This window comes from Amycolatopsis echigonensis (assembly GCF_014174495.1).
GTDB classification, from domain to species: Bacteria; Actinomycetota; Actinomycetes; order Mycobacteriales; family Pseudonocardiaceae; genus Amycolatopsis; species Amycolatopsis echigonensis.
Window position 1 is genome coordinate 103,544 of record NZ_JACJHR010000015.1, and the last position, 13,445, is coordinate 116,988.

Annotated in this window: 8 protein-coding genes; 4 read left to right on the top strand and 4 right to left on the bottom strand. The window is 71.5% G+C overall.

The genetic code is table 11. The features are described from left to right. Positions 1-151 precede the first annotated feature (151 nt). A complete protein-coding gene (locus H5411_RS13405; protein WP_183123930.1) occupies positions 152-2,143 on the top strand; it encodes an SDR family oxidoreductase in 1,992 nt (663 codons plus the stop codon). 119 nt (positions 2,144-2,262) lie between these two features. After that, positions 2,263-3,411, top strand: coding sequence for a cell division protein DivIVA (locus tag H5411_RS13410; RefSeq protein ID WP_183123931.1), 1,149 nt, complete (start codon positions 2,263-2,265; stop codon positions 3,409-3,411). A 102-nt stretch (positions 3,412-3,513) separates the two neighbouring features. Here the strand turns inward: H5411_RS13410 and H5411_RS13415 are convergent, their stop codons facing one another. The 4 genes from H5411_RS13415 to H5411_RS13430 all read right to left on the bottom strand — a co-directional run bounded on the left by H5411_RS13415 (position 3,514) and on the right by H5411_RS13430 (position 6,139). After that, positions 3,514-4,836, bottom strand: coding sequence for an amidase (locus tag H5411_RS13415; RefSeq protein WP_183123932.1), 1,323 nt, complete (start codon positions 4,834-4,836; stop codon positions 3,514-3,516). Positions 4,837-4,846: 10 nt separating this feature from the next. Further along, on the bottom strand, positions 4,847-5,482 hold the full coding sequence (locus H5411_RS13420; RefSeq protein WP_183123933.1) for a response regulator transcription factor: 636 nt from the start codon (positions 5,480-5,482) through the stop codon (positions 4,847-4,849). A gap of 103 nt (positions 5,483-5,585) precedes the next feature. Continuing rightward, entirely contained in the window at positions 5,586-5,849 is a 264-nt protein-coding gene (locus H5411_RS13425; protein ID WP_101437730.1) for a WXG100 family type VII secretion target, read from the bottom strand. Then, complete coding sequence (locus H5411_RS13430) at positions 5,846-6,139, bottom strand: WXG100 family type VII secretion target (RefSeq protein WP_183123934.1); 294 nt, start codon at positions 6,137-6,139, stop codon at positions 5,846-5,848. The genes H5411_RS13425 and H5411_RS13430 overlap by 4 nt, the downstream gene beginning before the upstream one ends. 319 nt (positions 6,140-6,458) lie before the next feature. Here H5411_RS13430 and H5411_RS13435 point away from each other — a divergent pair, with 319 nt between their 5' ends. Next, a complete protein-coding gene (locus tag H5411_RS13435) occupies positions 6,459-9,698 on the top strand; it encodes a BTAD domain-containing putative transcriptional regulator (RefSeq protein WP_183123935.1) in 3,240 nt (1,079 codons plus the stop codon). Positions 9,699-9,761: 63 nt separating this feature from the next. Beyond that, on the top strand, positions 9,762-13,382 hold the full coding sequence (locus H5411_RS13440) for a BTAD domain-containing putative transcriptional regulator (RefSeq protein WP_183123936.1): 3,621 nt from the start codon (positions 9,762-9,764) through the stop codon (positions 13,380-13,382). Positions 13,383-13,445: the final 63 nt, after the last annotated feature.

The following is a 13,445-nucleotide window of genomic DNA, read 5'->3' on the forward strand; positions in this document are numbered from 1 at the left end:
CGCGCGCGGAAATCCGCCGTCACCTGCGAAAATCCTTGCCGACGCTAAGTTACTTGCGAGTAACATCACCCTGCCGCGTTGTGGTCAGGGCGGCGTCCATGCAGCAGAATGCCCATGGGTCCAGGCGGCGGCACGGCGGAGGGTGATGGAGATGGCGAAGTTCTTGGTGACGGGCGCGACCGGGTTGATCGGACGCCAGGTCACCCGGCAGCTGCTCACCCGGCCGGACGTGGAACGGGTCGCGCTCGTGGTGCGCGCGTCGTCGCGGGAGAAGCTGTCCGTGCTCGTCGACGGATGGCCGCATCCGGACCGCGTGACGCTGGTGACCGGCGACCTCGGCGAACCGCTGATGGGAGTGTCCGAAGCGGACCGGGAGGCACTGCGCGGCGTCGACCACGTCATCCACCTCGCCGCGCTGTACGACCTCACCGCCGACGACGAAACCAGCATCCGGGCCAATGTGGAGGGTACGCAGAACGTCCTCGACCTCGCCGCGGACCTGAACGCCGGTTGTCTGCACCACGTCTCGTCGGTCGCCGTCGCGGGCGACCACGGAGGACTGTTCACCGAGGACATGTTCGACGTGGGCCAGCGGCTCATCACGCCGTACCACCGCACCAAATTCGAGGCGGAGAAGCTCGTCCGGGAGCAGCACGAGGTGCCGTGGCGGGTGTACCGGCCCGCGGTCGTCGTCGGCGATTCGCAGACCGGCGAGATGGACAAGGTCGACGGCCCGTACTACCTCTTCCCGGCGATCAGCAGGCTCGCCGGGCTGCCCGACCTCCCGACCGCGGGCCCGGATCTGGGCGACACCAACGTGGTTCCGGTCGACTACGTCGCGAAGGCCCTGCTGGAACTGGTCACCACGCCGGGCCTCGACGGCCGTGCCTTCCACCTCGTGAACCCCGAGCCGCAGCCGGTGGTGTCGGTCTACAACGCGTTCGCCCGCGCCGCCGGGGCGCCGACGATCACCGTGCAGCTCGGCGACAAGGTGTCGAAGGGAATCGTCGGGCTGGTCAAGCTCAGCGAGCACATTCCCGGATTCACCATCGCCCGCGACGCGGTGCTGGAGCGGCTCGGCATTCCGCCGGTGCTGCTGGAAACGATGGCGTTCCCGTCGGTGTTCGCGTCCGCGGAAACCCGGAAGGCGCTGGCCGGCAGCGGCGTCGAGGTGCCCCGGCTCGAGGAATACGCGCCGACCCTGTGGCGCTACTGGCGCGAACACCTCGACCCGTTCCGCGCGCGCAAGCACGGTCCGCGCGGCGAACTGGACGGCCGCCGGGTGATCATCACCGGCGCGTCGTCGGGCATCGGACGGGCCACCGCGCTGAAGGTCGCCGCTGCGGGCGGGGTGCCGCTTCTGGTCGCGCGGCGGCAGCACGAACTGGAAGAAGTGCGCGACGAGATCATCGCGGCGGGCGGCACCGCGTCGGTGTACCCGGCGGACCTCACCGACGAGGATTCGGTGCACAAGGCCGTGGACGCGATGCTCGCCGAACACGGCCGGATCGACATGCTCGTGAACAACGCCGGCCGGTCGATCCGGCGGTCGATCAAGCTGTCGTACGACCGGATGCACGACTACGAGCGCGCGATGGCCATCAACTACTTCGGCGCGGTGCGGCTGATCCTGGCGGTCCTCCCGCACATGTCGGAGCGGAAATTCGGGCACATCGTGAACGTTTCCTCGATCGGCGTGCAGGGAATCGCGCCGCGGTTTTCCGCCTATGCCGCGTCGAAGGCCGCGCTGGACTACTTCTCCCGGATCGCGGCGACCGAAACGCACGGCGACGGGATCACCTTCACCACCATCCACATGCCGCTCGTGCGCACGCCGATGATCCGGCCGACGAAGATCTACGACGCGTTCCCGACGAAATCGCCGGAGCAGGCGGCGGACATGGTGCTGAAAGCGCTGGTCCGGCGGCCGAAGCACATCGGCACCCCGGCCGGCCAGGCGATCGGGCTGACCTACACGCTCGCGCCCGGGCTGACCGACGCGATCGCCTACCAGGGTTTCCGGATCTTCCCGGACTCCGCGGCGGCGGGCGGCAGCGGGAAACTGAAGATCGGGCGGGGCGAGAAACACCTGTCCCGCGCGGCGATGGCGCTGGCCCGGCTTTCGCGCGGGTTCCACTGGTAGTGACGGCTTCGCGCGGGGGTGAGGCCGTTCAGGCGAGATCATCGCCAAGATTCGACCCGGGGCGGTGATTCACCACTCCTGGCGGCACGCACGCCAGGTGCGCGGGTACGGTCGTGGACATGGTTCCCGAGCGAGACAACGGCCTCCTCCCGCTGCGGCGCGAGTACACCGAAGCCTGGCGCGGCTTCGACCGCACCGAGGTGCGGCAGTACCTCGACCACCTCGAGGCCCAGCTGCACCGGCTGATCACCGACCGCGACGCGGCGGCGACTCAGGTCGCCACGCTGTCGCGGGAACTCGAAGCGGCGCGCGGAGAGACGGCGAAGCTGAAGGCCCGCGTAGAGGAACTGATGAAGCCGCCGGAGCGGCTCGAGGACCTGGACGAGCGGATGCAGCGCACCGTCATGCTGGCGCAGGCGCGGGCCGAGGAGATCACCAAGCGCGCGGAGGTGGCGGCCGAGAAGCACTGGGCGTCGTCGACCGAGGCGTCCACGAAGCTGCGCGAGCGGTACCGCCGCTTGGTCGAGGAGCTGGACAAGCAGGCCGACGCGCTGCACTCGGAGCACGAGGCCGCGCTGAAGGAAACCCGCGCCGAAGTGCAGCGGCTGACGGTCGAGGCGGCGCAGCGCCGGGAGCTCCTCGACAACGAAGCCGAGCGCAAGCGCCGCAAGATCGAGCGCGATTTCGACGCGAAGATCACCGCCGAGCGCACCGCGCACGAGAAGATGATCGCCGACCAGCGCACGGCCAGCAAAAACCAGGCCGAGCGCCGGATCGCGGAAGCCACCGCGGAGGCGACCCGCCGCGTCGAGGAGGCGACGGCGGAGGCCAAGCGCCGTCTCGACGAGGCGACCACGCAGGCGGCTCAGCGCACCACCGCGGCGACGCGGAAGGTCGAGCGGCTCGCCGAGATCCGCGAACAGGCGCGCAAGAACCTCGCGCTGGCGGACGAGGTCCTCGGCCGGAGCGAAAGTCTGTTGACGGCGCTGCCGTCGGAATCGGTGCTGCCGTCCGCCTCGAAGCTCGTCGGCGGCGACGACCCGGCCAAGCCGGACCCCTCGCCCGCGCCGGTCGAGACCAAGGCCGCGCCGTCACCGTCGCCTAAGCCGAAGTCTGAAAACGGTTCCGCGGCCAAGGCGCCGACCGGGAACGGTTCGTCGGCGAAGGGCGGATCGGCGGAAAGCTCGACCGGAAACGGCGCGAAGAACGGTTCGACCGGGAACGGCGCGAAGTCCCAGCCGCAGACGGCGGGCAAGCCGAGCAGCTGACCCAAGCGGCTCACCGCGGTTCTGGAACGAAGTCCGTGAAGGGCTCCTTGCGGGAAACTGATTCCCGCAAGGAGCCCTTCACGGCGTTGAGGCAGGCGAGTCCTAGACCGTCCGCGGCCAGGGGTTCGCCGATTCCAGCTCGCCCGCCAATCCCAGCAGCACCGGTTCCCCGCCGGGGCGCGTCACCAGTTGCACGCAGATCGCCAGGTCGTGGACGGGATGGCGGGCCACGGGAACCGACAGCGCCGGGTATCCGGCGAGGTTCCACGGGCCGGTGAACGCGGCCACCCGCACCGACGGGACCGCGTTCGCCAGCCAGGATTCCCGGTGCCAGCGGCGGGCTTTCAACGGCAGCGTCGCCAAGGTCGGGGTCACCAGCACGTCGTGCGACTCGAAGAACCGCGCCGCGATCGCCTGCCATTCGTCGCGGGCTCGGTCGTTGACCAGGCGCGCCGTCAAGCGGCCCAGGCGGACGTGGAATCGCGTGCGCGGCTGGAGACGGGACAGATCGAAGGACCCCTCGATCTGCTCGGCCGGACCGGCGAACCAGCGGGCGAGCAGGCCGCCGAGAGCACGGAGTGGGTAGGCGGGCGTCGCGGAAGCGACCGAGTGGCCAGCTGAGCCCAGGAGAGCTCCGGCTTGGTCGACGGCGGCGCGAAGCGGGCGCGGCAGCGGGGCCCGGGTGAAGGGGACCTGGGTAGAGGTCGCGACGCGTTGCGGGCCCGACGGGGCCAGCGTCGCCCATTCCGGGCGGTCGGCCAGAACGGACATCAGGAGGGCGGCGTCGGCGACCGTGGTGGCCAGCGGGCCGTGGGTGGAGAGACCGAACCAGCCCGGGGTTTCTTCGCGGACCACGTCCCGGCCGGGTTTCAGGCCGACGATCCCGCACATTCCGGCGGGCAGGCGGATCGAACCCAAGCCGTCGGTGCCGTGCGCGATCGGGACCAGGCCCGCGGCTACCGCGGCTGCGCTTCCGCCGGAGGAACCGCCCGCGGTGAAGGACGGGTTGCGCGGGTTGCGGGCGATGCCGTCCGGATCGTCGCTGGTCGGGAAAATGCACAGCTCCGGCACGCGGGTCAGGCCGACGATCACCGCGCCGGCCGCGCGCAGGCGGGCGGCGATCAGACCGTCGGCATCGGCCAGGGTGCGAGGGCCGGCTTCCGAGCCCCAGCCCTGGTACTCGCCGGCGACCTCGGTGACGTCTTTGACGGCGACGGGGACACCCGCCAGCGGCAGCGAAGCCAGATCCGGGCGGGCCGCGACTTCGGCGGCTTCGGCCCGCGCCTCGGCGGCGCGCACGCGGCGGAAAGCCCCGACGACGCCGTCCGCCGCCGCTATCCGGGCGAGGGCTTCCTCGGTCACCTGGACCGGGTCCAGCTCTCCTGCCCGCACTCCGCGAGCGATCTCTACCGCCGTCTGCGCCATGGTCAGAACATTAGATCGCGCCGGCGCGCAAGGCATACGCCACGGCGTGCGCCCGGTTGTTCAGACCGCACCGGGTCATCAGGCCGTACAGCACGTTCTTGACCGTCCGCTCCGAATAACAGAGCTTCGTCGCGATCTCTTCGGTGCCGTAGCCCTCGGCGACCAGCCGCAGCACGTCGCATTCGCGCGACGCCAGCCCGGACAGCGTGAGGCCGTTCGGCTCGAGCACGTCGCGGCGCATCCGCTGCACCTGCGCGAGCAGCGCGCCCTGCAGCCGCGGCGGCAGCGTCGCCGTGCCGTCCCCGGCGGCCAGCACGGCCGAGATCAGCTCGCCGCCGCCGGTTTCGCGGCGCGGCAGGATCGCGACGACGCCGCATTCGACGGCCGTCATCAGGTCACTCTCGCGGAAATGGTCGACGACGATCACCAGATGCGGTCCGGTCAGCTGCTCGGACTGCCTGCCGAGGTCCCGCACCTGCGAGAGCACCCGCTCGGTCACGTGCTCCTCCATCACGAGGACCACGTCCGCCTGGCTCGCCGCGTCCTGGCCGAGCAGGGCGATCTCCGGGCGCGAACCGAGCAGGCTCGCCGCTCCGGCCCGGGTGATCGGGTCCGAGGCGAGCACTGCGACCTTGACGAGCTTCACGACTGCCCCTTTCCGCATTGCCTGGAGGCAGTGTGTCGGGCGAGACTTCACGTTTTCTGGCGCGCTCGTGAAGGCCAGTGAAGAAAACCGAGGTTTTCGCTGTTCAGCGGGCTCTTTTCGGGTCTTCGGCAGCGATCTCGCGGACCGCTTGCGCGGCCCGGTCGAGGCATTCGGGCATCCGGTCCAGCGCGGTGGCCCACTCCCGTTTGGCCTCGCGATAGCGGGCCCGCGCCGCGGCGGGCCAGCCGGCCAGCTCGGGTTCCACCGCGGACTCCAGTTCGGCGAGCACCGCGCCGAGGTCGCCGGTCGTCCGGCGGATCCGGGACAGCACCTCGGCGGCCTGCTCGAAGCCGGGGTCTCCGCTCATGGTCGGTCGGCGCCCCGCACGCGCTCATCTGAGCAGTTTGCGGCGACGGGCGCGGCCGCCCCGCGCGCGACGTCGACGAGGTCTGCCAGACTTCCGAGGATGCGATCGAACTGCTGCTCCCAATCGTTCATCGCCTGGCCGAACCGCACCGCGGCCTCGCCGCGCCACGACGCCTGCAGCGCCGCCATTTCGCTGTTCACCGTGCCGAGACAGGCGTTCGCGGCGTCGATCGCCGCCGCGAACCTCTCGGCCTGCTCTGGCAGGCCCGCCGGGGCCGGAACCGGGTCCACGCCTCCTCCTCACCGTCCGCACGTCGTAGCCGCGATCGGGCGCGCGGGTCCGCGATCGAGGCTGCCGCAGGGATTCCCGTCCGGAAACCGGAGCGCGGGCCCGATGCCCCTTTGTCGCGGCAGGTGTGCCTGCCGGAGCGCCCCGCCGGTTTGCCCAGCGTTCACCGCCGGTCCTCCCGCCCGACGATGTCCACCGGACAATTCGCTGGACAAGACCGGCGGAAGCAACCTGGGGCAGTCCCTCCACGTCACCTTTTCGGCGTAAGCTCACCAGAGGCATCCGGCGTGTGACGATCCGTCAGCGCGTGAAGGGAGACCGATGTCGGCATCCGGCGGCGTCCCGGCGCCGGAAATCCAGCTGCTCGGACCGGTGCGAGCCTGGCTCGGCGACCGGCAGCTCGACCTCGGGTCCGCTCATCGGCGCACAGTCTTCGCGGTGCTCGCCCTCTCCCCGAACCGCACCGTCTCCCGCGAAGCGCTCATCGACGCAGTGTGGGGCGACGCGCCACCGGCCAGTGCGCAAGGGAGCATCTACACCTACATCTCCGGGCTGCGCCGCGTCCTCGAACCCGGCCGCCGCAAGGGGGCCGAATCGCGGCTGATCGCCTCCACCGGATCCGGCTACTCGCTCTGCGTCGAACCGGAGCAGATCGACGTCCACCGCTTCAGCGCCCTGCGCGACCTCGGCAACCAGCTGCTCGCCGAGGGACGCCGGGCCGAGGCGCGGAGCGTGCTCGACGAGGCTCTCGCGGAATGGGACGGCACGCCGCTGCAATGCCTGTCCGGACATTACGCGACCGCGCAGCGGGTCCGGCTGGAGGAACTCCGGCTGGCCACCGTCGAACGCCGGGCCGAGCTGGCGATGGACTCGGGCGACTCGGCCGGGCTCGTCACGCAGCTCGGCGAACTCGCCGCGGAACACCCGTTCCGCGAGCCGCTGCACGGTCTGCTCATGCGAGCACTCGACCAGGCGGGCCGACGCCAAGAGGCGCTCACCGTCTACACCGAACTGCGCGAGCGGCTGATCGAAGCGTCCGGAACCGAGCCTGGGCCCGCGCTGCGGGAGCTTTACGAGAAGCTGCTTTCCGCCGATGAGGCGGTCACCCCCGCGCCGGCCACGAAAGTCCCCCGTTTCCCGTTGCCGGTGCTGCCGCCGCGCCCGGCGACGTTTGTCGGGCGGAAAGAAGAGCTGCGAGTGCTCAACGAGGCCATCGCCGGTCTCGGCGGTGGCCTCGGCCGTTCGGTGTGGGTCAAGGGCGAACCGGGAATCGGCCGGACGGCGCTGCTGGCCGAAACCGTCGCGCTGGCACACGAAAGCGGTTATCCCGCACTGTTCGCCGCCGCCGACTCGCTCGACCAGGGTTTTGCCTTGCGTCCGCTGCTGGACGCGCTCGGCGTGCACCCGCGCGCCTCGGATCTGCGCCGCGCGGAACTGGCGGTGGCGCTCGCCGAGAACCCGGACCAGGACCCGGTCGAGGGCATTCTCGGACTGGTCCGGCAGCTCTGCGCGGACGGGCCGCTCGCGCTCGTGGTCGACGATCTGCAGTGGGCCGACGAAACCACGCTGCAGGTGTGGCAGCACCTCGCCCGCGAGACCCGGCGGCTGCCGTTGCTGCTCGTCGGAGCGAGCCGTCCGCTCCCCAGCTCGGCCGAGCTCGAAGCGCTGGCCGCGGAGCTGGCGTCCGGCGCGACCTCGCTGCTGCGGCTGGAACCCATGCCGGAGAACGAGATCCGGAAGATCGCCGCCGACCTCACCGGGGCGCCGCCGAACCGGATGTTCTCGGTGCTGCTCGGGCACGCCGCCGGAAATCCGCGCTACGCCACGGAAATCGTCGAAACGCTGCTCGCCAATTCGATGATCCTGCTGGACGGCGCGCACGCGATCGTCGACGGTACCTCGTGCCGCTCGATCCCGTCGCCGCTCGGCTCGCGGATCACGCTGTACCTGATCTTCCTCTCCAGCTCCGCGCGAGACCTGTTGCGCTGGGCGGCCTTGCTGGGCAAGGAATTCTCGCTCGGCGACATCGCGATCGTCACCGAACGCGCGCCGACCGCGCTCGTCGCCGCGGTCGAGGAGGCGCTCACCGCGGGGGTACTGGTCGAGTCCGGCGATCTGCTCTCGTTCCGGCATCCGTTGCTGCGCCGCGTGTTGTACGAAAAGACCCCGGCCGCGATGCGCGTCGCGTTGCACCGGCAGCTGGCCGAGGCGCTCGACGGAGCGGGCGCGGGTGCGGAACGCGTCGCCGAGCAGCTGGCCGCCGCGCCCGCGCAGGTGGACCCGTGGGTCGCGAACTGGCTGGTCGAGCACATCGGGACGGTCGCCGCGCAGTCGCCGCGGACCGCGGTGGACCTGCTCAAACAGGTCGTCAAGCAGGCCGTGCTGCCCGCCGAGGCCCGCGAACCGCTCACCGCCACGCTCGCCCGGCTGCTGTTCTGGCTCGGCCGGGAGCCGGAAGCGGAGGCGCGGTCGGTCGTCGCACGCACCAAGGACAGCAGGCAGGCCGCGGAAATGCGCTGGATCCTCGCCTACATCTATTACCGCCGCGGCGAATTCGCCGAAGCGTCCGCGGAAGTCCGCCGCACGCTGGCCGATCCGAAGGTGCCGGAGATGTGGCGCGGACGGCACGAGACCCTGCGCTCGACCATCGAACGGTTCGCGGTCGACCATCGAGCGGCCGCACCGGATCTGTCCGAACTGGGCGTGCTGGACGGGCTCGACAACGACGCCGACCTGAGCACCGCGCGCCGGCTGGCCGCGATCCGGGCGGTGCCCGGCGAAATGCACCTGGCCGGCGCGGTGCACTACTACTGGCGCGGCCGTTGGGCCGAAGCGCTCGCCGAACTCGACACGGTGATCCGCGGCGGCGCGGAAACCGCGTCGTATGTGTTGCGCAGCCCCGGATCAGCGTTGCTGGTGCACGGGGTCGGCGCGCTGATCGCGAGTCACCGGGACGAGCCGGACGAGGCTCGCGCCCATCTCGACGCCGCGGCCCGGCACCAGTTCCCGCACGGTCTCGAACCGAACGGCGGCGACTACCTGCTCGCCGCGCGCGCCCAGCTCGCCGAGCTGCAAGGCGACCCGGAGGCCGCGCTCGCCGCGCTTCTCCCGTTGCTGGAACAGAACTATCCGCCCGCGGCCCGCCAGCAATGGCTGCCCGACCTCGCCCGGCTCGCCATGCAACTCGGCGATCAGTCGCACGCGTTCCGGGCGCTGCGGCTGATGGGCGACACCAGCGGCTACGACACTCCCCCGTCGCACACCGCGGCGACCGCGCACTGCCGGGGCCTCGTCACCGCCGATCCGGACGCGATCCTCGGCGCCGCCACGCACTACGAGACCGCCGGGCGGATGCTGAAGCACGCTCGGGCCAGCGAGGACGCCGCGATCCTGCTCGCCGAGTACCGCCGCCTGGACGAGGCGCGCATGGCTTTCCTCGCGGCGCTCACCAGCTACACCTCGGTCGGCGCGGCGTGGGACGTCCGGCGGGCCGAGACGCGGATGCAGCCGTACGGCATCCGGCGGGCCAGTCCGGTCCGCGCGCGTGCGGCAGGAGAGTGAACCGGGGTGGACTCGCGTCCATGATCGATCGGTAGACTCGGTCAACACGGCGAATGGAACGGCATGCCAGGGGATGTGCGGGTGACGGCGCTCGGCCCGTTGCGCGCCTGGCGCGGGACGACCGAAATCTCGCTCGGACCCGCGCGGCAGCGGGCGGTCTTCGCCATGCTCGCGGTCGCCGCCGGACGGCCGGTGCCCCGCGCCGAGCTGATCGCGGGCGTCTGGGGCGATTCGCCGCCGGCCAGTGTCGAAGGCAGCGTGCACACCTACATTTCCGGGCTCCGCCGCGCTCTGGAGCCGGAACGCACCCGGTGGTCCGCGTCGACCGTGCTCGGGTCCGGCCCGGCGGGCTACACGCTCGACCTCGCGCCGGAAGCGCTGGACGCGGCGAAGTTCGAGCAGCACCGGGAGAACGGCAAACGCGAGGCCGAGGCCGGCGCGCACAACCGGGCGGTGGCCGAATTCAGCGCCGCGCTCAAGCTCTGGCACGGCGAAGCGCTGTCCGGGGTTCCCGGCAATTTCGCCGAGCGGCACCGCGCATATCTGGCCGAGCTGCGGCTGGACACGCTGGACCGGGCTGCCCGCAGCAAGCTGGAAATGGGCGGCCACCAGGAGATCATCGCCGAGCTGACCGCACTGACCGCCGAATACCCGCTGCGCGAATCGCTGCGGGCCTCGCTGATGCTCGCGCTCTACCGCAGCGGCCGGCATTCCGACGCGCTCGACGTGTTCCGCGACGCCCGGGCCACGATCCGCGCCGAGCTGGGCGTGGAGCCCGGGCCAGGACTGCGCGAACTGCACCAGCGCGTGCTCGCCGAGGACCCGGCGCTGGATCTTCGACGGCCAGCGGTGCCGGCGTCGGTCGTGCGTGCGCCGCGGGATCCGTTGCTCGGCAGGGAAACCGAGGTCGGCAAGCTGCACCAGCTGCTCGACGGGGTCCGCGCGGGCCGCGGCCGGGCGGTGTGGATCGAGGGCGAAGCCGGGATCGGGAAGTCGGAGCTGCTGGCGCACGCGTTCGGCGACGCCGGGGGCCTGCAGGTCGCCTGGGTCGCCGCGGACGAGCTGAGCATGCGGTTCCCGTTGCAGGTCATGCACGAATGCCTGGCGATCGACCCGCATTCACCGGATCCGCGCCGGGCTCGCGTCGCGCTGAACAGCGAGGAGCCGGTGCGGCGCGTCGGCGACCCGGTGCTGGACTCGGTGGACCGGCTGCTGGCGCTCGTCGACGAACTGTGCGCCGAATCGCCGCTCTTGCTCGTGGTCGACGACCTGCAGTGGGCGGACGAGCCGAGTGTCCTGGTGTGGCACCGGTTGTCCGCGGCCGCCCGGCAGCTGCCGTTGCTGCTGGTCGCCGCGACGCGTCCGGTGCCGGAGCGCCCGGAGATGACCCAGCTGCGCCGGGGCGTCGAAACGCGCGACGGGGTCGTGCTCGATCTCGGTCCGCTCGGCGAGGACGACGTCCTGCGCCTGCTGCGGCGGCAGATCGGTGCGGACCCCGGGCCGCGGCTGCGCGATCTCATCGCGCGCGCCGGCGGCAATCCGTTGTACCTCAAGGAAATGCTGGACGCGCTGGTGCACTCGGACGCGGTCGAGCACCGCGACGGCCTTGCCGACGTCCCGGATCCACTGCGGTTCGAGCCGCCGGAATCGATTGTCGCGGCGGTCAACCGGCGGCTGGAGCTGCTGCCCGCGGAGACCCGGCACGTGCTCGGCTGGGGCGCGATCCTCGGCATGGAGTTCGCGGTCGGCGACATCGCGGCGGTGCTCGGACAGCGTCCGTCGGACCTGCTCGGCCCGCTCGAAGCCGCCGTGGCGGACAACATCCTGCTCGACACCGGAACCCAGCTCGCGTTCCGGCTTCCGTTGCTGCGCCAGACGTTGTACCGCCATCTGCCGCCGGAAACCCGGGCCGCGCAGCACCGGCAGGCGGCCGAAGCGCTGGCCAAGATCGGCGCGCCGGTGAAGCGGGTCGCCGAGCAGCTCGTGGCCGTTCCGTCCACTGTGGACCCCTGGGTGCTGGACTGGCTGGTGGAGCACCAGAGCGCGGTGTCGAACCGGGCCCCGCTGATCGCGGTCGAGCTGCTGGAGCGCGCGCTGGCGGTGGTCGAGGACGACGATCCGCGCCGCGAGCCGTTGCTCGTCGCGCTCGTACGGGTGCTGTTCCGGCTCGAACGGAGCCCGGAAGACCTTGCGCTGCAAGCGCTTGAGGCGTCCCGCGATCCGGACAACGCGGCGGAGATGCGCCACGTCGTGTCGGCGATGCGGTTCCGCCGCGGCGACGTGCAGCTGGCCGTGGAGACGCTGGGGAATCCAGCGGAGGACCCCGGGGTCCCGGAACTGTGGCGGGTCCGGGGCCGCCACCTGCTGGCGAACTTCCGGCGCGGCGGGCTCGACGACCTCGACGTCGCGGAGGAGAACGCGCATCGCGCCCGGGCCGAGGCGAACGGCGACGGCTACCTCACCGCGCACGCTCTGCAGACCTTGTGGCTGGTCGATTCCGTGCGGCGGCACCACGCCAGCGCGCTGAAGCACGTCGACGAGGCGATCGCGGCGGTCGGCGACGAGCACGAACTGGCCGACCTGCACCTGGATCTGCTGGACAACCGCGTCTTCACCCTGCAGAACCTCGACCGGCTGGACGAAGCGAACCGCACGCTGCAGGAGGCCGCCGAGGTGACGCGGCGGCACAGCATGCCGAGCGGGCTCCAGGTTTCCGTGGCGGTGCACCGGTATTGGGAAGGCCGGTGGGACGAAGCGCTGGTGGAGCTGGACACGGTGACCGAGGACGGCCCGGCCATCACCTTCTTCGGCCTGCGCGAACCGGGTGCCGCGGCACTGCTGCTGCACGGGGTCGCGGCACTCATCGCTGCCCGGCGAGGCGAGCACGCGCAGGCGGCCGCGCTGCTGGACGCGGCGGAGGAGCACGCGCCCGCGACCAGTGCCGAGCGGGAGAGTTTCGACTTTTTGCTCGCCGCGCACGCGCTGGTCGCCTATCAGGAGGGTGATCTGCAGAAGGCGATCACCGTGTTCGAGCCGATCCTGAATCCGACGTACGCGCAGATGATGCTGCGACATCAGTGGTTGCCGCAGTTCGCGCAGATCGCGTTGGCGGCGGGCGACCGGGCAGCGGCGGAGCGGGCGCTCGCGGTATGCGTCGAAGAAGCCGAGAAAGAACTCGAACCGGCGCGGGCGTTCGCGGCGGCTGAATGGTGTCGTGGGTTGCTGGGCGAGGATCCGGAGCCGGTGCTGCGGACGGTGGAGCATTTCCGCGCGGTGGGGCGGAAACCGGAACTGGCCAGTGCGCTGGAAGACGCCGCGGTGCTGCTGGCCGGAGTCGGCCGGCTGGACGCCGCGCAGACCGCGTTCGACGAGGCGGCTTCGCTGTACACGGAACTCTCGGCGGCGTGGAACCTGCGGCACGCGGAGACTCGGTTGCAGGCGGTCGGGGTTCAGCGCGGGGCTTCGCTGGCGTCGGCGCGGCCCGAGCGCGGCTGGGAATCGCTGTCCGCGCTGGAAGTCCGCATCGCCCGGCTCGTCGCCGCCGGCCGGTCCAATCCGGAGATCGCGACGGAACTGCGGTTGCCGCGCCGGACGGTCCAGGCGCACGTGGTGCGGTTGCTCGGGAAGCTGGACGCGCCGTCGCGCAGCGAGCTGGCCACCACCGTGGCGCGACGGACGGGTTGACGATCGTCCGGGGTCTTTGCCGACGAGCGGCAGGCGCGGGCGTCCGCTTCGCCCTTGACCAGC